The following is a 22,523-nucleotide window of genomic DNA, read 5'->3' on the forward strand; positions in this document are numbered from 1 at the left end:
CGGCCTCAGGCCGCCTGCACGATCCGCAGCGGGTTCTTCCATTCCTTGAGCAGTTCGGCCTCGCGCGCCTTGGCGGCGTGCAGGTGGGCCTCCTTGACGTGGCCGTAGCCGCGGATGTGCTCGGGCACGCTGGCGATCTCGGCGGCGAGGTCGACATTGCCGCCGTCGAGCGTCTCGAGCAGGCCGCCGACGGTGGCCTCGTACTCGTTGATCAGGCGACGCTCCATCTTGCGCTCCTCGGTGTACCCGAAGATGTCGAAGGTGCCGCCGCGCAGGAACTTCAGCTTCGCCAGCAGGCCGAAGGCCTTGAACATCCAGGGGCCGTACTCGCGCTTGACCAGCTCGCCGCGCTCGTTCTTTTTCGCCAGCAGCGGCGGTGCCAGATGGAAGCGGACGGTGTAGTCGCCTTCGAACTGCTGTCCGAGTTTCCGCTTGAAGTCACCGCTGGTGTACAGGCGCGCGACCTCGTATTCGTCCTTGTAGGCCATCAGCTTGAACAGATAGCGCGCGGCGGCTTCCGACAGTGCGGTCGAGCCGGGCGCCTTCGCCTGTTCGGCGCTGCGCACGCGCGTCACGAAGTCCGTGTAGCGCTTCGCGTAGGCGGCGTCCTGGTAGTCGGTGAGGAAGGCGCTGCGGCGCGCGATCACTTCGTCGAGCGAACGCGACAGGCGCGCATCGTCGAGCGGCAGGAAGGCCACGTTGTCCTCGGCGCCGTGCGCGGGCACATGACGCAGATCGGCCTCGTTGCGGGTGATGCGCGGCGCGGAGGTCGCGCCCCACTCGCTGGTTTCCCATTCGCCCGGCGGCAGCACCGGCAGCTCGTGCACCGTGCGTTCGGCAGCAGTGGGTGCATTGCGCACCAGCCCCGCCGCGGCGCTGACGGCATCGAAATCGACGACCGCCAGACGGCCCCAGGCGAACGCGGTCTTGTTCATTTCGACCGCGGCGCCGTTGAGCTCGACCGCGCGCATGATCGCCTCGAACGAGATCGGCACCAGGCCGCGCTGCCAGGCATAGCCGAGGATGAAGAGGTTGGCCGCGATCGCATCGCCCATCAGTGCGGTCGCGAGCTGGGTGGCGTCGATCTGCAGCGGCGCCTTGCCGCCGAGCGCGTGCTGGATCGCGGCGACGATGTCGGCTGCCGGGAACTGCATGTCCGGACGCGTGGTGAACGTGCCGGGCATCGCCTCGTAGGTGTTGAGCACGACCTGCGAACGGTCGCCGCGGATCTTCGACAGCGTCCAGTAGTCGTTGACCACGACCATGTCGCAGCCGAGCACGAGATCGGCTTCGCCGGCGGCGATGCGCACTGCGTGGATGTCGGCCGGCGTCTTCGCGAAGCGGATGTGCGTGGTCACCGCGCCACCCTTCTGGGCGAGGCCGGTCTGGTCGAGCACGCTCGCGCCGCGGCCCTCGAGATGACCGGCCATGCCGAGCAGTGCGCCGATCGTCACCACGCCGGTGCCGCCGACGCCGGTGATCAGGATGTTCCAGGGCGTCGACAGGTCGCTGGCGAACGTGGGCTGCGGCAGGTTGGCGAGCTTCTCGGCCGCCGAGACCTTCTTGCCCTTGCGCGGCGCGCCGCCGTGCACGGTGACGAAGCTCGGGCAGAAGCCCTCGACGCAGGAATAGTCCTTGTTGCAGTTGCTCTGGTCGATCTCGCGCTTGCGTCCGAATTCCGTCTCCTTCGGCAGCACCGACACGCAGAACGACTTCTTGCCGCAATCGCCGCAGCCTTCGCAGACCAGCGAATTGACCATCACCCGCTTCTGCGGGTCCGCGATCTTGCCGCGCTTGCGGCGGCGGCGCTTCTCGGTGGCGCAGGTCTGGTCGAAGATCAGCACGCTGACGCCCTTGACCTCGCGCAGGCGCTTCTGCACCGCGTCGAGATCGCGGCGATCAAAGAACTCGACGCCCGAGGGGAAGATCTCCCGCTTCGACCACTTGCCGATGTCGTCGCTGACCAGCGCGATCACGTCGACGCCTTCGCTGCGCACCTGGTGCGCGATCTGCGGCACGGTGAGCGTGCCGTCCACCGGCTGGCCGCCGGTCATCGCGACCGCGTCGTTGTAGAGGATCTTGTAGGTGATGTTGACGCCGGCCGCGACCGACTGGCGGATCGCCAGCGAGCCGCTGTGGAAGTAGGTGCCGTCGCCGAGGTTCTGGAACACGTGCGGCGTATCGGTGAACGCGGCCTGCCCGCACCAGGTGACGCCTTCGCCGCCCATCTGGGTGAAGGTGTCGGTGTCGCGGTCCATCCACGTGACCATGTAGTGGCAGCCGATGCCGGCCAGCGCACGCGAGCCTTCCGGCACCTTGGTGCTGGTATTGTGCGGGCAGCCCGAGCAGTAGTGCGGCACGCGCGGAAACTGCGCGCGCGGCAGGGCCAGCTCGCCTTCCTTGGCCTCCATCCACTGCAGCACGTCGTGCATCTTCTGCCGCTCGCTGCCGTCGTCGGGCAGGTAGCGCAGGATGCGGCGTGCGATGACGCCGGCGATCGTCGCGGGCGTGAGTTCGCCGGTGCTGGGCAGGATCCACGCGCCGCTCTCGTCGTACTTGCCGACGATGCTCGGACGCGCGCCTTCGAAGTTGTAGAACAGCTCCTTCATCTGGCCTTCGATGAAGCCGTGCTTCTCCTCGACGACGAGGATGTCCGCCAGGCCACGCGCGAAGGCGCGGATGCCGACCGGCTCCAGCGGCCAGGTCATGCCGACCTTGTAGACGCGGATGCCGAGTGCGCGGCAGGCGGCCTCGTCGAGACCGAGATATTCGAGCGCGGTCAGCACGTCGAGATAGCTCTTGCCGGTGGTGACGATGCCGAAGCGCGCGTCCGGCGTATCGAGCACCAAGCGGTCGATGCGGTTCGCGCGCGCGAACGCCTGCGCGGCCTTGACCGCGTAGCGGTGCAGGCGCATCTCCTGGTCCATCGGCGGATCGGGCCAGCGGATGTTGAGGCCTCCGGATGGCATCTCGAAATCGTCCGGGGTGACGATCTCCAGCGCGAACGGGTCCACATCGACCGACATCGACGATTCCACCGTCTCGGCGATCGTCTTGAAGCCGACCCAGCGCCCGGTGTAGCGCGACATCGCCCAGCCGACCAGGCCCATGTCGAGGATGTCCTGCACGCCGGCCGGATTGAGGATCGGCATCATCGCGCTGGTGAACTCGCCCTCGCTGCCGTGCGGCAGGGTCGAGCTGCGGCAGGCGTGGTCGTCGGCGGCCAGCGCCAGCACGCCGCCGTACTTGCCGGTGCCCGCGGCGTTGCCGTGCTTGAACACGTCGCCGCAGCGGTCCACGCCCGGGCCCTTGCCGTACCACATCGCGTAGACGCCATCGACGTTGGCGCCGGGGAACAGGTTGGTCTGCTGGGTGCCCCAGACCATCGTCGCGCCGAGGTCCTCGTTGAGACCAGGCTGGAACTTCACGTTGGCCTCGGCCAGGTACTTCTTCGCCCGCCACAGCTCCAGATCGAAGCCGCCGAGCGGCGAGCCGCGATAGCCGGAAATGAAGCCGCCCGTATTCAGGCCGGCGGCGGCGTCGCGCAAGCGCTGCATCAGCGGCAGCCGCACCAGCGCCTGCACGCCGGACAGGTAGATGCGGCCCTCGGTCCGCGTGTACTTGTGGTCGAGCGTGTAGTCGGTATCAAGCACGCCGTGGGTCAGGCCGATATCGGCCGAGGCGGGCGAGGAAAGTTCGGCGGTGCTGGTCATGACGGGAAGCTCGGGCTTGCGCGCAGGCGCTGGCGGGCGGCCGCGGGATGGACGCGCGGCCTCGGAATCGGGGGAAAACGGCGCGAATTGTAGCAGCGGCCGATGTCCCGCCGGTCGGGCTGGTCGGGTCGCGCCGCCGCACCCGGCTACAATCCGCAGCGGGAGCGTGTTGGTTCTTACAGGGGGAATTCGAGTGAAGACGTATTTGCGACCGGCCTTGGGGCTGGCGATGTGGCTGCTGGCGTCGATGGCGTATGCCCAGCGCATGCCGACGATGGCCGAGTTCTATTTCGACGACGACGCGCGTGTGGCGACGCCGATCGTGGCGATCGCCGGTGAAGGCGATGAAGTCCATGGGCGCCTGCTGCAGCTGATCGACCGCAACGCCCGTAATGCCGACCAGGCACGTGCGCAGCTCGCGCGCGCGTTGATGCGCAGCGGTCGCGAGGAGACCGGTCGCGCGATGTATGCGCAGCTGCTCGACACGCTGCCGGCACGCGCGCCGATGCGCAGTGCGGTGCACTGGAACTACGGCTGGGATCTCTATCGTGCCGGCAAGCCCGACGACGCATTGACGCAGTGGGCGCTGGCGATCGACGGCCGCTTGATCAAGCCGTCCTGGGCGCCGCCCACACTGGCCGTGGGCCTGTGGCGTGCCGGCCGGCGGGACGAGGCGGTGCAGTGGTATGCGGCTGCGGTACGCACCGAGCCGCAGGCGTGGAGCGATCCGGCACGGTTCGCCGACCTGCTGCCGGGCTGGACCGACGCCGAGCGCGCCGCGCTGACCGAGGTTTTCACCGCCTGGCGCGCGAACCCGCCGACCTGGCCCTGAGGCAGGACACCCCGGCGGCGGCGTCAGGCGCCGCCCCGGTTCGAGCTGGTCGCGCAGCCCGGGGCACGTGCAGGCGGACGTCGTCAGCGCTCCGCGGCACCCGGCTCTTGTCCACCGGTCCGCATCGCCGGATCGGGCTGCACGGCGAGCTCCGCGCTGGCGGTCTGGAAGCGGCGGCCGAACGGCGTGTCGGTGAAGTCGGCCAACGCCGTGCGGAACGCCGAGGGATCGTCGCCCCGCGCAGCGGCGAACAGACGATCGAGCGATGACGTCCGCGTCGGCCGTGCAACGGATTCCGCTGCCGACGACGCGTCGGGCGTTGACCGCAACGCGGCATCGAGCGCACGCCGGGTCTCGGCGCCGACGACGCCGTCGACAGTAAGCCCGCGCGCCTGCTGGAACGCGCGGACCGCTTCGCCGGTACGAGGACCGAACGCGCTGTCGGCTTCGAGTGCTCGACCGCGCGCATCATCGAATCCGAGCGCGGTGAGCGTGACCTGCAGAGCACGCACGTCCGCACCGTGGTCGCCGCCGCGAAGGACATCGCGGGAAGTCGCGGGTGCATCGAGCGGCGGCACGGCAGCCTCAGCTCGATCTGCGACATTGTCTCGATGCGCCTGTGGAAGCCGCTCGACTCGCCGTGCAAGGTGCTGCTCTTCGACGAAGCGGGCATAGCCGTCGAGCATCGGCAGAACCTTGGTTTCGGCATGACGCAGGCCCCCATAATCACGTACGGGCCCATCGTGGTGGTACTTGTAGATGTAGGCTTCGCCCTGACCACGGCGACTCGCGAGGTCACGGTTCTCGATGAAATGGGCGACGAGTGCCGTCGCCTGGGCACCTGCGTCAAACCGGTTCCTGCCATCGAGGCCGAATGCTCGACCCGTGTCGTCGATAAACTGACCCAAGCCGGACGCGGATGTCGTCCCGGCCGCGGCATCGGGATTGAAACCGGATTCGATTCGCGCGATCGCGAGAACGTGAGCAGTCTCGCGAACGCTCAAGCCCGCGTTCTGCGAGGCATCGATCAGGATGTCGATCACGCGTGACTGCACTTCTGGACTTGCGTCACCCCAGATCCGTGAGTTGCCGGCAAGCCTGCCCTCCGAGGTGTCGATCGACTCGAGATAGTGGCTCCGGTTGTGCAGCTGCGAGGTCCGGTACGCAGCACCCTTTGGTTGGATCATGTCCGTGTGGATGGTCGGCATCCTTGCCACTCCCAGGTTGAAATCAAAATGTGCCGGATTGTCCGGCTTCAGCGGACGGATGCGTTCGCGTCGCGCTGCGCAGGGATGTCCGGGTCAGTGGTGCGTGCCCGGGGCGGATAGTGGATGTCTGGCCGTTGCAGGCGCAGCTGATTAGTCACATTGATGTAGCCATCATTATTCGGGCGGAGCGAATCCAGGTCGCCGAGCATTGGCGGCACGCTATGGTTGAGGGGCCGGCCGTCATGGTCGTACACGAAGAACCATTCGCAGATGTTGCAGCCGGGCCATGCCTCGCCATAGGCAACGACCAGCCGTTCACCATCGGCTGCCGAGTTCGCGCATCCCATCCCGACCGGGACGTAATCCTCCATGCCGTCGGGCTTCGGGAGAACCAGCGGACCAGCGTCGGACGTGCGTTGCACACGTGACGCCTCACCTTCGACGAAGAGTGCCCAGCGTGCGCCGTCACACTGGATTTCATGGTCCGGGGGTGAACCGCCCGAGGGGCTGGAGAGCATCGGGCTCTCCGGAATGTCCGCTGCCGTTGCGGCAGGCGCCACTGGGGGCCGGTCCGAGCAGGCGGCGAGCGAACACGCCAGGGCGACTGCGATTGCCGATTTGAGGGTGTGCATCCCGAGTCCTGTGCGTGTCCGCGGTTGCTGTCGCGTTGTTCGTTGACACCGGTGTGGAGCGGTCCGATGCATATAGGCCACCGTTGAGTTCTGTGCGGCACCGGCGCGTCCGTCGGGCGCCGCACGCCCACCGCTCCAGCAGCGGAGCGCCGATTGTCCACCCGAAGCGCGCGCGGATGCTCGCGAACATGACCAGTGCGAGCGTCAGGGCTTGCCGCGTCGTGGCGTCGGCTTCCCCAAGCCTTTCAATGGACGCGACCGGTCCAGCTATGCAGTTCGACTGCACCTCCACTCTGCTCGAGCGCGGGGCATGTGAGCTCGGTCAGCGGACCCGAGTGGCATAAACAATCCAAGGGGATCGAGACCGAGCGCTCGGAGCTGCCGCTCGGAAGTGCAGAGCGCACGTTGCCGCTGATCTGCTCTGCGCTGTGCGTGTAGCGAAAGCTCTCTTCGAGGCGCCGGAGCCCGCCCGACTCGTGGCCGACCTGGGCCATGAAGTTCGCCAGCTCACGCGGCTGCGTGATGCCGGCCGCGTACGCGTCTCGCAACAGTTGTCCTTCCCGCTCGGTTGTCATCGTGCAGTTCCTTCTGCTTGTTTCCGCCGGAGTGGCACACCCATGCGTCGTGTCGCTGGCAGCGAAGTCGACGCATCAATCGAGCGTCGGAGCCGCCGCCTGGAGGTTCCCTGGATCGAACTGGGAAAACGTCACCTCGCCAAAGTCTGCGGCGGTCAGCTCGGCCTGCTTCCGGATCCCGGTCTGGGTATCCGTGACTCCACGCGTCACGTGATCAAGCAGCCAGTCGCCATGCTCGGCTGCATAGCGGAAGACGTAGTCGCTGAACCAACGCTCGCGCGATCCGCCGGAGACAGCGACGGTCACCGTCCCGGCGTCGATACGCGCATCGCCATACGGATCGCCGGCGACTCCGCCGCAGCGTGCGCAAGGAACGAGTCGTGCGTTCTCCGCTGCACGCTGCAGGCCGCCTCCCTGATCCCGTGTTAACAGGACAACGGTACGTCCCGGGCCCTCGCCCAGGCGATCCTGTTCCGAAGATGCAGGTGCGAACACGATCAGTACATCCGAGCGTCCGCGCCCGGTGAGGTCGCCCACGACGCTATCGACGAGAGTCGCGCCTGCAGGGACGAATGCAGCTGGATCATCCGGATTCGCCGCTGCCGTGGCCACGTCGTCGATAGCGTGCACAGGCGTCCGGGTGACGGCCGGCGGATTCGCGGGAGGGTCGACGCCTGCCTGCACACCTGGCACGTCTGGGGGGGCACAACCGATCATGGGCGTGCCGCAGAGACAAAGGAGCATGGCGAGTGCGCGCATCGCTAATTCTCGAACGGATGGGGGCCCGACATCACGCTGGCGAGCGCGCAGCGGGATCGAAGATCAGATTGATTCGTCGATGACGCGTTGGAGCTGCCAGCACGGTGTCTGCCTGAAGACATAGATCTGCTGGTCGCTGGTATCCGGCGTGCGGATCACAACGTCCATCCTGCCGTCAGCGCCGCTCGCGACCGTATGGGTGCGCCCGCTGTCGGCCAGGCGCTCGAGTGAAGGCATCACCGGCCAAGCCACGTCCCCCAAGGCGACGTTCGACTCGACACGCCAGGGCTCGGGTTCGGCGTCAGTGTCGTAGCGCTCGACGACGAGCGGATCGGATGTGGTCCGTCGCTGGAACGCCGCATCCCGGCTGAAACGCTCGATAAAGCGATCGAACGTTTCGACCGTGCAGATGGCCACCTCGGTCGCGGTGTCCACTGGAGCGGCAGACGGCGTGGCCGGCGCACAGGCCGGCAGGGCGAGCGCCAGGCTCGCGGTGATCAAACAGTGCAACCGCATGCAGCGGCGCGACGTGCCCCTGCTGGCGACGATCGATCCCGTGGCTGCACTCCGCATCGCTCCGCTCGTCATCCCCTGTGCTCCCATGCCTGCATCTCGACCGCGACGCCGCCGCCGTGTGGCGACAGTGAGCATCGGCCATTCCCTTCGCGAACGCGAGTGCATGCGTTCGTGTTTCGGGCAACGCGCGCGTCGGTGCTCGCCGCGGCGTGACGTCCGGCTATTCGACCGGCACCGGATTCCGCGGCCCGTGCCGGATCGCGCGTGGGATGGCCGGCCCGCGACGACGGCATCGCCCGGACGCTGACTCCGCGCCCGGCCACGCGCTACTGTGTGCGGCCCGCAGTCCCGGATCCACGCCATGTCCCGTCTGCTTCCGTCCCTGCTCGCCGTCGCCCTCGCCGGCATCGCGCTGGCGCCCGACGCCGCCGCGGCCGACCGCATCACCGGCCAGCCCTTCGCGACCCGCAGCGAGGTCTATGCGCCGCATGCGATGGCCGCGACCTCGCACCCGCTCGCCACCCAGATCGCGCTCGACACGATGAGGGCCGGCGGCAGTGCGGTCGATGCGGCCATCGCGGCCAACGCCGCGCTCGGACTGATGGAGCCGACCGGCAACGGCATCGGCGGCGACCTGTTCGCGATCGTCTGGGATCCGAAGACGAAACGCCTCTACGGCTACGACGGGTCGGGCCGCTCCCCGCGCTCGCTCACGCTGGCCGAATTCCAGCGCCGCGGCCTGAGCGAGATTCCGTCACACGGGCCGCTGCCGGTCACCGTGCCCGGCACGGTCGACGGCTGGTTCGCGCTGCACGGCCGCTTCGGCACGCGCACGATGGCCGAGAACCTGGCGCCGACGATCCGCTACGCGCGCGAAGGCCATCCGGTGCACGAGGTCATCGCCTACTACTGGGACCGTTCGGTGCCGCGCCTGGGCAAGTGGCCGGGGTTCACCGAGCAGTTCACGATCGATGGCCGCGCGCCGCGCACCGGCGAGACCTGGCGCAACCCGAACCTGGCGAACACGCTGCAGGCGATCGCCGACGGCGGCCGCGACGCGTTCTACAAGGGCGACATCGCGCGCGTGATCGGCGACTACTTCGCCGCGAACGACGGCTTCCTCTCGTACGAGGACATGGCCGCGCACACCGGCAACTGGGTCGAGCCGGTGTCGACGACCTACCGCGGCGTCGAACTGTGGGAACTGCCGCCGAGCGGGCAGGGCATCGCCGCGCTGCAGATCCTCAACCTGCTCGAGCCCTACGATCTGAAGTCCTACGGTTTCGGCAGTCCCGAACACGTGCACCTGTTCGTCGAAGCGAAGAAGCTGGCGTTCGCCGACCGCGCGCGCTGGTATGCCGACCCCGCGTTCCATCCCGCGCCCGTCGAGCGCCTGATCTCCAAGGACTACGCCCGCGAGCGCGGCGCGCTGATCTCGATGGACACCGCGCTGCGCGAGGTGCAACCGGGGACGCCGGCCCAGCTCGACGAGGGCGACACGATCTATCTGACGACGGCCGACGCCGACGGCATGATGGTCTCGCTGATCCAGTCCAACTACCGCGGCATGGGCAGTGGCATGGCGCCGCCGGGCCTGGGCTTCATCCTGCAGGACCGCGGCGAGCAGTTCGTGCTGCGCGAGGACCACCCCAACGGCTACGCACCGGGCAAGCGCCCGTTCCACACCATCATTCCCGCGTTCGCCACGAAGAACGGCGAGCCGTGGCTGAGCTTCGGCGTGATGGGCGGCGCGATGCAGCCGCAGGGCCACGTGCAGATCCTGATCAACATGCTCGATTTCGGCATGAACCTGCAGGAGGCCGGCGATGCGCCGCGCATCCAGCACGACGGCTCGACCGAGCCCGCCGGCCAGAACACCGCGATGACCGACGGCGGCGAGGTGGACCTGGAGTCGGGCTTCCCGTACGAGACCGTGCGCGCGCTGATGCAGAAGGGCCATTCGGTGCGGTTCGCACACGGGCCCTACGGCGGCTACCAGGCGATCATGAAGAACCCGCACGGCGGCTGGGTGGGCGCCAGCGAGTCACGCAAGGACGGGCAGGCCGCGGGCTACTGAGCGCACCGCGGGTGGGATATTCCGCGTATCGACCCAAGGAGGTGTCGGATGCGTCAATGGATTGTGGGGTGGCTCATGGCGGCGCTGCTGGCCTGTGCGCAGGAGCAACCGGATGCGTCGGCGCCGGGGCCGGACGCGGTGATCGAACGCGCGGATCCGCACGTCGCCGAGCAGCGCTATCTGCGTGCCACCGCGCGGGCGATCGCCGCACGCGATACCCCACGCGATCTCGCGTTCGCCGCGTTGCTGCACCACGCTGCTGCATCACCGCCACCGGGGCGGCCCGGCGACGTGATCGATGCGAACGCTGCCGTTCCGACGAACACCTTCGACGCGACCGCGCAGGCCTGGCGCAGGCGCGCGGCGGAGCGAGCGGGCGACGATGGCATCGCCCACGTCCTGCTGACGTCCGGGCCCGCGCGGCCGGATGCCGTCACGTTCGCAGCGGCGGCCCGCTGGGCCGAGCTGCAGCCTGACAACGGCGCGCCCTGGCTGTTGCGCCTCGATCTGCCGGTGGAGGCGCGTCTGGACGCGGTGGCGGCACGCCCCGTGTTCACGAGCGCGTCCTACCCGGCGCTGCGCTGGATGGTCGACACGCTGTCGCAGTTCCCGCCACCGGCCGATCTCACCGGGGCGCTGCGGCGCACCGACGTGGAGGCCCGCGACCACGCCGTGTCGATCGCGGCGATGCTGACGTTCTCCGGCGTTCCGACGTTCAAGGAGATTGTCGACGTCTGCACGCAGGGCAATCGCGACGATGCGCCTCGATGCAGTGCGGCCGCGGACCGCCTGACGCAGGCCGACACCCTGCTGGTGCGCCAGCTCGGGGAGGCGCTGCTGCGTCGGCTCCCGGATCCGCCCGTCGACGCGCTGGCCTCGCGCGAACGCGCGCAGGCGTGGCAGCAGCAGGCGATCACAGGTGTGGTCGAGCGCATCGGTGACGCACGGCAGATCGCGTTGATCCTCGACCCGGAGATCGACGACGAGATCGCCGTGCGGGCACGCATGTTCGAAGAAGCCGGCGTGTCGCTGGAGCCCCCGGCCGACTGGATCGTCCCGTCGCGGTAGCCGGTGCACGGGCCGCCGCGCGCTATGCTCGGGGGCCCTTCGATCGGACCCGACCGATGCGCATCCGCCACGTCGTGCTCGCCTGTGCCCTGACCTGCAGCGCAGTGCCCGCGATCGCCCAGGCGCCGTACGCGCGCTTTGGCGAGGCGCCGGCCGCGGAGCCCGATGTCGACGACGTGCAGGGCGCCTGGCGCAGCTGGTCGCAGCGCAGCGCAGCCGCGCTGGCCGCGACCCTGCAGCCGCGCGAGCTCGCCTTCGCAGCGCTGCTGCAAGGTCCGGGCGCCGACGTCGCTCCGTCGCCGTCGGCGCCCGCGGAGCAGGCGGCGGCGTGGCGCCAGGCCGCCGCGGCGCGCGCCAATGACGATGTGATCGCCAACACGCTGCTGGCCGCGACCGGCGACGCGGACACGCGCGTGCGCGCCGCGCAGCGCTGGCTGGGCGCCGAGCCGCAGAACCTGGCGCCGCTGCTCGCACGCGGCGGCAGTGTCGAGGCGATGCTGGCCGACGCCCGCACGGCGGCCGTGTTCGATCTGCACATGCTCGACCAGGTGCGCTGGATGCAGGCGGCGCTGCTGCGCACGCCGGCCACGCCAGCGGAGCGCGCGGCGTTCGTGGACGGCGAGACCTTCGTGGCCGAGGAGCATGCAGCGATCACCGCGTCCGCGCTGTGGAGTTCGACCGTGCTGCCGGACCCGCAGCCGCTGCTGCAGGCGTGTGATCCGTCGGCGACCCGCGATCCCGCCCGCCTGGGCGATTGCCGGCATGTCGCGGCCGTGCTCGCGGAACGGTCGGACACGATGCTGGGGCGCCTGGTCGGGCTCGGCCTGCAGGCGCGACTCGCGGCGACGCCGTCCGAGCGCGACGCGGCGCAGGCACGCGTGCGCACCCTGCACTGGCAGAACCTCGAATGGGGCCGTGCCAGCGCCGCGCTGCCGCGCGACGGGGCAGGCCAGTTCGTGCGTTTCCTGGCCGACCCGTCGATCCGCACCGAAGTCCAGCTCGTCGAACGCGCGCTGCAGGATGCCGGCGTGGCCCTGGCGCCACCTGCGGGCTGGCAGCCACCCCGCTGAGCGCGTTCAGCGCTCCAGCGGATACACGCGTGTGACCTGGCAGCGTGTTCGCTCCGCGGCGCCGGTGCTGCCCAGTGTGCGCATGAAGCTCGCGCCCGAGGGATCGGTCGCCCCGGTGCTGCGCGAGAACACGGCGTGGTCGCCCGCATGTCCACAGACCACGCCGGTGCCCATGCCGGACACGAGGGTCACGGTGTCGGCGCGGTCCATATCGCACTGCCCGTGGAGTTCGATCCGGTAGCGGCGATGCCCGGCCGCCTGGCGCGGTGAGACCTCGACCTCCAGACCCTGCGGGCCGTCGTGCCAGCTGCGGAGCCAGCGGCTGGCGACGCAGTAATCCGGTGTGCCGCGGAAGCCGCGTGCGCGCCGGTCCTGGACCACGACCCGGTCCAGCGTGCGCATCGCCTGGCGGGATTCACGCAGCAGCGCAGCGTAGTCACGGGCGTCGATGGGCGCGACCGCCGCCACCGCGCAGGCGCGGTCGGCTGCGCGCACGGCTTCGCCGTCTCGACCGCACAGCCAGCCTTCCCAGCCGACGAACGCCGGCGCGGAATCGTCGAGCAGACCGGGGCAGGCGTCGGCGAGCGTCAGCCGGCGGCGATCGCCCTGCGTATCGCGCAGCAGCAGGGTCTGCGGGTCGATCTGGTGGGCTTCGGCGATCGCCCGGCCGTCGATGCACTGGGGGGCGGGCGGCTCGCGCCCCGTTGCCGGCAGCGCCAATGCGGCCAGCAGGCCCAGAGTCCAGATGGGTCGCATCGCGAAATCCGTCCGCCGTCGTCCGTGGATTGCACCCTACCCCGGACTGTCCGCGCCGTCGATCCGCCCTCTGGCCCATGGGCGTGCGCGGGCGCACACTTCGCGCCCAGCGGCGACAGCGTGTCGCCGCACAGGGGGATGGAGATATTCGATGGGGATCCAACGCGGTGCCTGCGGCCTGTGCGCCGCACTTCTGATCGCCGGGGCCAGCGGCCAGGCCGTGGCACAGTCCTACGGCAATTTCGTACTGGGCGCCGGCTTCACGCCCGACCCACAGACCGGACAGGGCCGCACCGGCGGTGCCACCCAGGCCAGCCGGTTCGGCCCGCAGTGCAGCGGCATGATCGACGCCGCACCCGACCACACGATCAAGGTCACATCCGCGCTCGACCTGCAGCTGTCGGTCGACAGCACCACCGATTCGACCCTGGTCGTCGTCGGGCCCGCGGGTGTGTTCTGCGACGACGACAGCGCTGGCCAGCTCGATGCGCGCATCAACGCGCGGCTCACGCCCGGCGAATACGCGGTGTACGTGGGCCATCTCGACACCGCGGGCGACTACACGCTGACGCTGAGCGAGGGTGCCGGCGCTGCCGTCGGTGGCATGTACGCCAACTTCACCCTCGGCGCCGGGTTCACGCCGGATCCGCAGATCGGCACCGGCACCACCGGCGGCGGCGTCGCCGCGAGTACCTACGGCGCGCACTGCACCGGCATGATCGATTCCACGCCCGATCACCGGCTGACGATCACGTCCACCGTGACCCTGCGCCTGGCCGTGACCAGCACCACCGATTCCAGCCTCGTCGTGCGCGGCCCGGGCAAGGTGCTGTGCGACGACGACAGCGGCGGCCAGCTCGATGCCGCGGTGGTCGACAGCTTCCGCCCGGGCGAGTACGAGATCTATGTCGGCCACCTGGGACAGGCGGGCGAGTACCGGCTGGAGATCAGCGAAACGCGCTGAGCACGGTTGCCGCCGGCATCACCTCACCGGTGGTGCCGGCGCACGCGCGACGCGCCCGCCCCGCGCCGACGAGAACGTGAACACGTAGCGCAGGCGGATGGGGACCGGATCGACGCGGACATCCGGACCTTCGCAGCGCGGGTCCGCGTCCGGGTCGCGGCCGTCGGGAAAGCTGCAAACGGCGGCGCCGAAATAGCGCCACTGCGCCAGCGCCGCGCGCGCCGCGTGTTCGAACGGCGCGCTCGCCGGGGTGCCGGGCCCGGCGCAACCGGGCGATGCCGCATCGAAGGCGACGTCCTCGACCGCGCCGTCGGCGGTCACGACGAACGTCGTGCACACCTGCAGCGTGCCGTCGAACCGCGCGCCGTGCGGATAGGCCGGATCGGGATCGGCGATCGGCACCGCCATCAGGAACCGCTGGTGCGAGGCGACTTCGTGCGTCGGCGCCGAGGGCGGCAGGAGCATCTCGCGCTCGACCCGCTGCGTGCGATGCGCACAGCCGGTCGACACGCTCATCGCGACCGCGACCGCGAAAGCGGGCGCGGAAAATCTCGAGCATCCAGGTGCGGTCATATCGTGTCCTCGCCGGGTGTCCGCCCGTTTCGTGTCCGGGATGCCGCGCCGTTGGCTCCACGCGCATGCGGAATCGCGCGCGGCCTCCACTGTGCCCGCAGGTCGCCGGAGACCACGTCGGTCCCTAGTCCGCCGGCACCGTGCGTTCCCGGGCCCAGTGGCGCAGGGCGTCGACCTGCTCGCGCATCATCACCGACAGCGGCCGTGTATCGCGCAGTGCGTCCGCGACCATCGGCTGCGACAGCGGCGCGCCGTCGGCATGCGCGGCGTAGAGCGCAGCCACGATGGCCTGTTCGATCTCGGCGCCGGAGAAACCCTCGGCCTCGGTCGCCAGTCGCGGCAGATCGAACTGCGACACATCGAAGCCGCGCCGGGCCAGATGCACGGCGAACACCTCGGCGCGCACGTCGGCGCCGGGCAGGTCGACGAAGAAGGTCTCGTCGAAGCGCCCCTTGCGCAGCAGTTCGGGCGGCAGGTCGTGCACCTGGTTGGCGGTGGCGACCAGGAACACCTTGGACTTGCGCTCGGCCATCCACGTCAGCAGAAAGCCGAGCACGCGCCGCGACACGCCGCCGTCGCTGTCGCCGCTGGACGCGAGGCCCTTTTCGATTTCGTCGATCCACAGCACGCAGGGGGCGAGCTGTTCGGTCGAGGCGATCGCCTCGCGCAGGTTGCGCTCGGTCTCGCCGTGGTACTTGTCGTAGAGCGTGCCGAAATCCAGCCGCACCAGCGGCACACCGAAGCCGCCGGCGATGGCCTTGGCGAGCAATGATTTGCCGCAGCCCTGCACCCCGAGCAGCAGCACGCCCTTGGGCGGATCCAGGCCCGGCGGCGCATCGCCTTCGACGAACACCCGGCGCCGCTGCTCCACCCAGCGCTTCAGACGCCGCGCACCGGCGACGTCGGCAAAGCCCGCGGTGTCGTATTCGTAATGCAGATGCCCGCTCTTGTTGAGCAGTTCGAACTTGAGCCGGGCCAGCGCCGGCAGATCGTCGAGGCCCAGGGCGCCGTCGACGTGGATCAGCTGCCGGGTGATGCGGCGCGCATCGCCGAGCGACAGGCCCTGCAGGTTGCGCACGATCTGGCGCACCGCGTCCGCATCGGCCTCGACGCGGCGGCCGCCGTGTTCCTGCTGGTAGGCCGTCGCTTCCTCGCGCACCAGCTTGAGCAAGGCGTCGGCGTCGGGCAGACGGGGACGGAAGCGCACCGCCATCGTCTCCAGGTCGGCCGGCAGTTCGACCCGGTGCCCGACCAGCACGAGCACGTGCGGCAGACAGTGGCGGCGCTGGACCAGGTCGCGCAGCTGGCGCTGGGTGCCGGCGTAGCCGAGATAGGGGTGGAAATCGAGCAGCAGATAGATGCCGCGCTGCTCGGCCTCGCGGATCGCGGCCAGGGTGTTGCTGGCATCGGGCGCGGTGTCGGTCTCCGACTCGCCGTCGAGATCGAGCCGGCGCAGGCCTTCGGTGATCGTCCACCGGTAGAGCGCGCGCCAGACCTGCTGCAGCGACTGTCGGAACAACTCGACCACGCGCGGCTCGTCCGGGGTTTCGACGACGATCAGCGGCGTGTTGGCGCGGATCAGCGCCGCGAGGTCCTGCAGTTCGCTCATGGGCGCGGGTCCGTTCGCAAGAAGAGGGCGCGATGTTAACGGGGGCGGGCGCCCGCGGTCGCGGCCCGTGGGCCGGCGGTGTACGCTCGACCGGTCGCGGACTGCGGAGGCATCGATGAAGACCGTGCTGGTGGCCAGTTCCAAGGGCGGTGTCGGCAAGACCACGCTCGCTACGCATCTGGCCGCGCAGGCCGCGCTGGCCGGCGAGGCGACGGTGTTGATCGACGCCGATCCGCAGCAGTCGTCCACCCGCTGGGCCGAGCGCCGCGCCGGCCTGGACAGCGCCGTGCTGCCGATCGACGGCAGTGCGCGTCACAAGAAGGTGCTCGCGGCCATTCCCGAGGGCACCACGCGTGTGGTCGTCGATGCCGCGGCCGGGGCCATGGCCGACGACCTCGATGCCTATCTCGAACAGGCCGACGCCGTGGTGGTGCCGGTGCTGCCGTCGGCACTGGACATCGATGCCACGGTCGGCTTCCTCAACACCCTGGCGAGGCACCCGGCCGTGCGCCGTGGGCAGACCCGCGTGGGCCTGGTGGCCAATCGCCTGCGGCCGTGGACCAACGCCTCCCAGCAGGCGGTCGCATTGCTCGAACAGTGGCCGTACCCGGTGGTCGCGCAGCTGCGCGACAGCCAGGCCTACGTGATGCTGGTGGGCCTCGGACGCAGCCTGTTCGACTACCATTCGGCCCAGGTCCGCGACCATCAGGACGACTGGGCGCCGCTGCTGAAATGGCTCAGGAAGTAACCGCGCACGCCCTTTTCCCCCGCGTCCGAGAACGCGCCCGACGAGACCGCCGCCGACCATGCGCGAACTGATCCTGCTCCGTCATGCCCACGCCGATCCGGCGCTGCCCGGTCAGGCCGACATCGACCGGCCGCTGTCGGCCGAAGGCCTGGCCGAAGCCGAGGCCGCCGGGCGCTGGCTGCGTGATCGCGGCCTGGTGCCCGACTGCGTGCTCTGCTCCCCGGCCCGGCGCACGCGCGAGACGCTGGAGGCGGTGCTCGGCATCGTCGGCTATGTCGATCAGCGGCTCGAGCCGGCGATCTACGAGGCCACCTCGGGCACGCTGGCCACGCTGGCGGACGAACACTGCGAGGTCGGTCGATTGATGCTGGTGGGCCACAACCCGGGGCTGGAGCGTCTGGCGGCGCTGCTGCACAGCGGTCAGACCGGCGAGTACCGCGGCATGCCGCCGGCCGGCATCGCCGTGCTCGACCTGCGCGACGCCGCCCAGATCGAACCCGGCGCTGCCGAGCTGTCGGCGTTCTGGTGGCCCTAAGCCGCAGCGCTCCGGCCGTGGTGTCCCACGCTGCCGCCCGTCCCGTCTCCGTACCGCCGTCGCCGCACCGGTGGCGCGGCGTGTGTGCGCTCGCCGGGGCGGGCGTCCTGCTGCTGCTGGCGATGCCGGCCGCGGCGACACTGCCCGACCGCGCGCTGGACGCCGGCCGCTCGCAGATCGGTTTCACCCTGCGCACCCGGTGGGGGCAATTGCTCGAGGGCCGGTTCCCGGACTGGTCGGGCCTGATCCGCACGCTGCCCGACGGCGCCCATCAGGTGCGGCTCACCTTGGCCACGGCCGGCGTCGAGATCGACGGCAACCGCAGCTACACGCGCATCACGCGGGGCCCCGGCTTCTTCGATGTCGAGCGCTATCCCGAGGTCGTGTTCGTATCGGACCCGTATCCGACCGCGCTGCTGCGCGACGGCGGCGAGCTGACCGGGGTCCTGAGCATCCGCGGCGTGCGCCAGCGCGAGAGTTTCCGCATCCAGCCGGCGGCCTGCGACCGTCCCGCACTGGACTGCGACGTCGTGGGGCAGGGCGACATCCGCCGAAGCCGCTATGCGATGGATCGCTGGGGGTATGCGCTGTCGGACCAGGTGCGCTTCACGCTGCGGATCCGGGCGGTGGATCCGAACTGATGGGGCGCGGGCTGCGATTGCTGATGCTGGCCGCCACGCTGGCCACGACTGCGTGCACCACGCTGTCGCCCGCCAAGCGCGACGCGGCCGCGCACATCGCCGTGGCCGCGCGTTCGACCGAGATCGTCTGCGACCGTGCCGATGCCTGCGCCACGCCGTCGCCCCTGCGCGAACTGGGCGTGGACGCCTTCGCGCGCAGCACGCCCGAGGCCCCGCGTCATCACGCGCTGCTGCTCGAATACGGCCAGGACGCGCTACTCGCGCGACTCGACCTGATCCGCGGCGCGCAGCGCACGATCGATCTGCAGACCTACATCTTCGACGAGGACGATGCCGGCCACCTGGTGCTGGAGGAGCTGCTGGCCGCCGCGCGCCGCGGCGTGCAGGTGCGCCTGCTGGTCGACCAGCTCTCGGCGATGCGCACGGTCGAGACCCTGTCCGCGCTGGCCGGCGGCCACACCAATTTCGAACTGCGCATCTACAACCCGGTGCTCGGGCGTGCGCGCATCAGCTATCCGCGCTACGTGGTGGCGGCCGCGTGCTGCTGGCGTCGGCTCAACCAGCGCATGCACAGCAAGTCGCTGGTGGTCGACGGCGTGGTCGGCATCACCGGCGGCCGCAACTACCAGGACGACTACTTCGACTGGAACGACAGCTTCAACTTCCGCGATCGCGACGTGCTCGTGGCCGGGCCGGTGGTGGCCGAGATGGAGGCGAACTTCGTCGCGTTCTGGCACGCGCCGCTGAGCACGCCGGTCGAGCAGCTCACCGACGTCGGCCGCCAGCTGTTGCGCAACGGCGTGCCCGAGGTCTCGTTCCTCGACTACGCGCGTCCGGCGCGCGTGGCGGCGATGTCGGCCGACGCCGCCGATACCGGGCTCGTGCGTCGGCGTCTGGCCGCGGCGGCGATCGAGGTCGGGGCGGTGGAATTCATCGGCGATCTGCCCGACAAGCACCGGCGCAACCGCGAGGCGGCCGAGGCCGCGATCGCGGCGACGCCGCGTCTGCGCGAGCTGATCGAATCGGCCCGCGACGAGGTGCTGTTGCAGACGCCCTACCTGGTGCTGTCCAAACCCGCCGAGCAGATGTTCTTCGACCTGCGCCAGCGCCCGTCGCCGCCCCAGGTGGTGGTCTCGACCAACAGCCTCGCGGCGACGGACTCGTTCATCACCTACGCGCTGTCCTACAAGTACAAGCGCCGGCACCTGCGCGACTTCGGATTCCACATCTACGAGTTCAAGCCGTTCCCCGAGAACGCGCCGATCGATCTCGACGCGACCGGCGCGGTCGGCATTTCGTGGAACGAGGACGGCAGCGTGGATCTCGATCCGGCGGGCGGCGCGGCGCCGGCGCCGTCCCCGACGGCGGGTCTTGTGCCGGGCTCGGGCTGGGGCTCGGGCGGCAGCCCCTCGACCGATGCGGCCGCACGCGAAGGCGCGCCGCCGCTCAACCGCGAGTACTCGGCGCTGCGCTACGCCGGCATCGGCGTGAACCGCCGCGTGCCGCTCGACCGCGCCGGCGTGCGTGTGGGCCTGCATGCGAAATCGCTGGTGGTCGACGACCGCGTGGGTGTCGTCGGCACGCACAACTTCGATCCGCGCGGCGACAACCTCAACACCGAGAACGCGATCGTCATCGAGGATCCGCGCTTCGCGCGCACGCTCGCCGAGAGCATCCGCCGCGACATCTCGCCGGCCAACGCCTGGACCATCGCGCGTCGCGACCGGCCGGCGGTGCTGCCCGGCGTCGACTACTCGATGGCGAAGGTCTCGGAGCGATTGCCGCTGTTCGACATCTGGCCCACCCGGTATGCGACCAGCTACGAGTTCCAGCCCGGACCGGACTGTCCGGCGCCGCTCGCCCCGGACGCACCGGGCTTTCGCGAGTGCTACGTGCCGGTGGGCGATTTCCCGGAGGTCAGCCTCGGCTTCCGCAGCGTGCTCACGCGCATCTTCACCGCCTTCGGCGCCGGTCTGGTGCCGATTCTCTGAGGCGGCAGGGGCGTCCCGCGGTCGAGACGTCCGCGTGCCGCTTCGTGCGGCGACGCGGTGCGCGGCTGACCGCTCAGGCGGCCAGCGCTGCTTCGATCGCCGCGCGCAGCCGCGGATCGTCGGCGGTCACGTCCGGCGCGAAGCGGTCGACCACGCGTCCGTCGCGGCCGATCAGGAACTTCTCGAAATTCCACAGCACACCCGGCGCCGGATTCGGGGTCATGCCGTAGCCGCGCAGGTTCTCGCGCATCGGCCCCTCGCCGGTCGCCTCAGGCCGGGCCGCGGTCAGCGCCGCGTACAGCGGATGGATGGCCTCGCCGGTGACCGCGATCTTCGAGAACAGCGGAAAGCTGACGTCGTAGGTGAGGCTGCAGAACTGCTGGATCTCGTCGTCGCTGCCCGGCTCCTGGCCGGCGAAGTCGTTGGCGGGAAAGCCCAGGATCTCCAGCCCGGCCGCGTGCTTCTCGCGGTACAGCGCTTCCAGCCCGGCGTATTGCGGGGTCAGCCCGCACTTTGATGCGACGTTGACCACCAGCCGCACCTTGCCGGCATAGGCGCCGAGGGTGGCGGGCGCGCCATCGATCGTCTTGAGCGGAATATCGGTCAGCGGGGCGGTCATGGCAGTGCGCTCGGGGCGAAAAGGAGCCCGATGGTAGCGCCACGCCGACGGCCGATGGGCGCCGACCGGTGGCGCGCGTCGCGGACCCTGACGCACGCACAGGGCGACCTGCGCTCGCGCACCGGCAGCGCCGGAGACGCGCGGCGGCCTACGGCGCCTGGGCGTCCGCGTCGTCCTCGTCCCCCGGGGCCTCGTCGAACGCGTCCCCCAGCAGCGTCTGCGCTTCCGGCCCGGGCAACGATTCCACGCCGCGCAGGCGGCGCTCGATGGTGCGGGTCTTGCGGCTGGCCTCGCCGAGGCTCTTGCCGACGGTGCTGATCTGCTTCTCGGCCTTTTCGAGAATGCCGGCGAACTTGCCGAACTCGCTCTTCACTGCGCCCAGCACCTGCCAGACCTCGCTGGAACGCTTCTCGATCGCCAGCGTGCGGAAGCCCATCTGCAGGCTGTTGAGCAGGGCGGTGAACGTGGTCGGCCCGGCGATGACGATGCGGTGTTCGCGCTGCAGCAGATCGACCAGGCCGGCGCGGCGGATGGTCTCGGCGTACAGGCCTTCGGTGGGCAGGAACATCACCGCGAAGTCGGTGGTGTGCGGCGGGCAGACGTACTTGTCGCTGATCGACTTGGCCTGCACCCGGATCGCGCGTTCGAGCTGCGCAGCGCTCGTCTTGACCGCCTCGATGTCGCCGTTCTGCTGGGCATCGAGCAGGCGTTCGTAGTCCTCGCGCGGAAACTTCGCATCGATCGGCAGCCACAGCGGCGCGTCGGTCGCGCCGCGGCCGGGCAGGCGGATGGCGAAATCCACGGCCTCGCTGCTGTCGGGCTTCACCCGCACGCCGCGCGCGTACTGCTCGGCGGTGAGCGTGTGCTCGAGAATGTTCTCCAGCTGCACTTCGCCCCAGCCGCCGCGGTCCTTGACGTTGCTCAGCACGCGCTTGAGATCGCCCACGCCGGTGGCCAGCTGCTGCATCTCGCCGAGGCCGCGCTGCACCTGTTCCAGCCGCTCGGAGACCAGCTTGAACGATGCATCGAGCCGGGTGTTGAGCGTGGTCTGCAGTTTTTCATCGACGGTCGCCCGCATCTGCTCGAGCTTGCCGGCGTTGTCGGCCTGCAGGGCCTTGAGCTGCTGCTCCAGCGTCGCGCGCATCTCGCCGATGCGCTGCTCGTTGCGCTGGGTGAGCTCGTTGAGACGCGCACCGAGCGCATCGGTGAAGCGCTGCTGCTGCTCGGCGCCCTCGGTCCGCGCCTTGCGCGCGTCGTCGGTGAGCGCAGCGCGCAGCAGGTCCAGGCGTTCGTCGGTGGTGCGGGTGAAGGCGTCGAGCCGGGCATCGGTGCGCAGCGTGAACTCGTCCAGACGCTGGTCGGTGCGCGTGGTCGCGGCCTGGAGCTGCGCGCCGAAGGCATCGGTGCGCTGGGCCTGGGCGAGGGCGAAGGCGTCGAGCTGCTCGCGCAGTTCGCCGCGACCCGCGCGCTGTTCCTCGCGCAGTGCACGCTCGATCGCCTCGCCGCCGTGGTCGACACGGCGCAGCAGCAGGACGACGAGCAGGCCGGTCGCGATGGCCAGCAGCAACAGGATCAGGACGAGCAGGACGAGCGTGGTGTTCATGCGGTGATTCTAGCGGCCGGCGTCTCAGCACCTG

19 protein-coding genes and 2 pseudogenes are annotated in these 22,523 nt (G+C 70.0%); 9 read left to right on the forward strand and 12 right to left on the reverse strand.

Going from position 1 to position 22,523, the window contains the following annotated elements; genetic code table 11:
• Nucleotides 1-5 precede the first annotated feature (5 nt).
• Nucleotides 6-3,713, reverse strand: a complete 3,708-nt coding sequence (locus PQS31_RS09020; RefSeq protein WP_272762375.1) for an indolepyruvate ferredoxin oxidoreductase family protein — start codon at nt 3,711-3,713, stop codon at nt 6-8.
• Between the two features lie 229 nt (nt 3,714-3,942).
• Between PQS31_RS09020 and PQS31_RS09025 the strand changes: the two genes are divergently transcribed.
• Entirely contained in the window at nt 3,943-4,545 is a 603-nt protein-coding gene (locus PQS31_RS09025; RefSeq protein WP_336314346.1) for a tetratricopeptide repeat protein, read from the forward strand.
• Nucleotides 4,546-4,883: 338 nt separating this feature from the next.
• Here the strand turns inward: PQS31_RS09025 and PQS31_RS17035 are convergent.
• From PQS31_RS17035 to PQS31_RS09050, 6 genes and pseudogenes are all read right to left on the reverse strand, one after another.
• A pseudogene (locus tag PQS31_RS17035) lies at nt 4,884-5,066 on the reverse strand (peptidoglycan-binding domain-containing protein); the annotation flags it as partial.
• A gap of 348 nt (nt 5,067-5,414) precedes the next feature.
• Nucleotides 5,415-5,753 (reverse strand): annotated as a pseudogene (locus tag PQS31_RS17040) (transglycosylase SLT domain-containing protein); the annotation flags it as partial.
• A 47-nt stretch (nt 5,754-5,800) separates the two neighbouring features.
• On the reverse strand, nt 5,801-6,385 hold the full coding sequence (locus PQS31_RS09035; RefSeq protein WP_272762378.1) for a hypothetical protein: 585 nt from the start codon (nt 6,383-6,385) through the stop codon (nt 5,801-5,803).
• A 245-nt stretch (nt 6,386-6,630) separates the two neighbouring features.
• The gene (locus tag PQS31_RS09040) at nt 6,631-6,960 is read right to left on the reverse strand and encodes a hypothetical protein (RefSeq protein WP_272762379.1); all 330 of its coding nucleotides are present in this window, start codon (nt 6,958-6,960) and stop codon (nt 6,631-6,633) included.
• Between the two features lie 75 nt (nt 6,961-7,035).
• Nucleotides 7,036-7,719 (reverse strand): hypothetical protein, encoded by a 684-nt coding sequence (locus tag PQS31_RS09045; protein WP_272762381.1) that lies wholly within the window; start codon nt 7,717-7,719, stop codon nt 7,036-7,038.
• Nucleotides 7,720-7,782: 63 nt separating this feature from the next.
• Nucleotides 7,783-8,220 carry a hypothetical protein gene (locus PQS31_RS09050; RefSeq protein ID WP_272762382.1) on the reverse strand — a complete coding sequence of 146 codons (438 nt, stop codon included), beginning with the start codon at nt 8,218-8,220 and terminating at the stop codon, nt 7,783-7,785.
• 376 nt (nt 8,221-8,596) lie between these two features.
• Between PQS31_RS09050 and ggt the strand changes: the two genes are divergently transcribed.
• From ggt to PQS31_RS09065, 3 genes are read left to right on the forward strand one after another with little or no spacing between them, the layout of a single operon-like run.
• Entirely contained in the window at nt 8,597-10,312 is a 1,716-nt protein-coding gene (ggt, locus tag PQS31_RS09055; RefSeq protein WP_272762383.1) for a gamma-glutamyltransferase, read from the forward strand.
• A 48-nt stretch (nt 10,313-10,360) separates the two neighbouring features.
• Nucleotides 10,361-11,380 (forward strand): hypothetical protein, encoded by a 1,020-nt coding sequence (locus PQS31_RS09060; protein ID WP_272762384.1) that lies wholly within the window; start codon nt 10,361-10,363, stop codon nt 11,378-11,380.
• A 56-nt stretch (nt 11,381-11,436) separates the two neighbouring features.
• Nucleotides 11,437-12,450: a hypothetical protein gene (locus PQS31_RS09065; RefSeq protein ID WP_272762385.1), complete on the forward strand. Its 1,014-nt coding sequence runs from the start codon at nt 11,437-11,439 to the stop codon at nt 12,448-12,450.
• Nucleotides 12,451-12,456: 6 nt separating this feature from the next.
• Here the strand turns inward: PQS31_RS09065 and PQS31_RS09070 are convergent, their stop codons facing one another.
• Nucleotides 12,457-13,206 (reverse strand): hypothetical protein, encoded by a 750-nt coding sequence (locus PQS31_RS09070; protein WP_272762386.1) that lies wholly within the window; start codon nt 13,204-13,206, stop codon nt 12,457-12,459.
• A 151-nt stretch (nt 13,207-13,357) separates the two neighbouring features.
• Between PQS31_RS09070 and PQS31_RS09075 the strand changes: the two genes are divergently transcribed.
• The gene (locus PQS31_RS09075) at nt 13,358-14,170 is read left to right on the forward strand and encodes a hypothetical protein (RefSeq protein ID WP_272762387.1); all 813 of its coding nucleotides are present in this window, start codon (nt 13,358-13,360) and stop codon (nt 14,168-14,170) included.
• 18 nt (nt 14,171-14,188) lie between these two features.
• Here PQS31_RS09075 and PQS31_RS09080 read toward each other — a convergent pair whose 3' ends face one another.
• Together PQS31_RS09080 and PQS31_RS09085 are read right to left on the reverse strand one after the other, a co-directional pair.
• On the reverse strand, nt 14,189-14,743 hold the full coding sequence (locus tag PQS31_RS09080; RefSeq protein ID WP_272762388.1) for a hypothetical protein: 555 nt from the start codon (nt 14,741-14,743) through the stop codon (nt 14,189-14,191).
• Between the two features lie 124 nt (nt 14,744-14,867).
• Entirely contained in the window at nt 14,868-16,352 is a 1,485-nt protein-coding gene (locus tag PQS31_RS09085) for an AAA family ATPase (RefSeq protein ID WP_272762389.1), read from the reverse strand.
• A gap of 115 nt (nt 16,353-16,467) precedes the next feature.
• Here PQS31_RS09085 and PQS31_RS09090 point away from each other — a divergent pair, with 115 nt between their 5' ends.
• The 4 genes from PQS31_RS09090 (at nt 16,468) to PQS31_RS09105 (ending at nt 20,267) form a co-directional block, all read left to right on the forward strand.
• A complete protein-coding gene (locus PQS31_RS09090) occupies nt 16,468-17,100 on the forward strand; it encodes a ParA family protein (protein ID WP_272762390.1) in 633 nt (210 codons plus the stop codon).
• A gap of 58 nt (nt 17,101-17,158) precedes the next feature.
• Nucleotides 17,159-17,635: a histidine phosphatase family protein gene (locus PQS31_RS09095; protein WP_272762391.1), complete on the forward strand. Its 477-nt coding sequence runs from the start codon at nt 17,159-17,161 to the stop codon at nt 17,633-17,635.
• An 80-nt stretch (nt 17,636-17,715) separates the two neighbouring features.
• Nucleotides 17,716-18,276, forward strand: coding sequence for a YceI family protein (locus tag PQS31_RS09100; protein WP_272762392.1), 561 nt, complete (start codon nt 17,716-17,718; stop codon nt 18,274-18,276).
• Nucleotides 18,276-20,267, forward strand: a complete 1,992-nt coding sequence (locus PQS31_RS09105; RefSeq protein ID WP_272762393.1) for a phospholipase D family protein — start codon at nt 18,276-18,278, stop codon at nt 20,265-20,267. The genes PQS31_RS09100 and PQS31_RS09105 overlap by 1 nt, the downstream gene beginning before the upstream one ends.
• A gap of 73 nt (nt 20,268-20,340) precedes the next feature.
• Here PQS31_RS09105 and PQS31_RS09110 read toward each other — a convergent pair whose 3' ends face one another.
• On the reverse strand, nt 20,341-20,886 hold the full coding sequence (locus PQS31_RS09110; protein WP_272762394.1) for a glutathione peroxidase: 546 nt from the start codon (nt 20,884-20,886) through the stop codon (nt 20,341-20,343).
• A 148-nt stretch (nt 20,887-21,034) separates the two neighbouring features.
• A complete protein-coding gene (gene rmuC / locus PQS31_RS09115; protein ID WP_272762395.1) occupies nt 21,035-22,489 on the reverse strand; it encodes a DNA recombination protein RmuC in 1,455 nt (484 codons plus the stop codon).
• Nucleotides 22,490-22,523 lie beyond the last annotated feature (34 nt).

Source organism: Luteimonas sp. BLCC-B24, from assembly GCF_028550595.1.
In the GTDB taxonomy this organism is placed as follows: Bacteria; Pseudomonadota; Gammaproteobacteria; order Xanthomonadales; family Xanthomonadaceae; genus Luteimonas.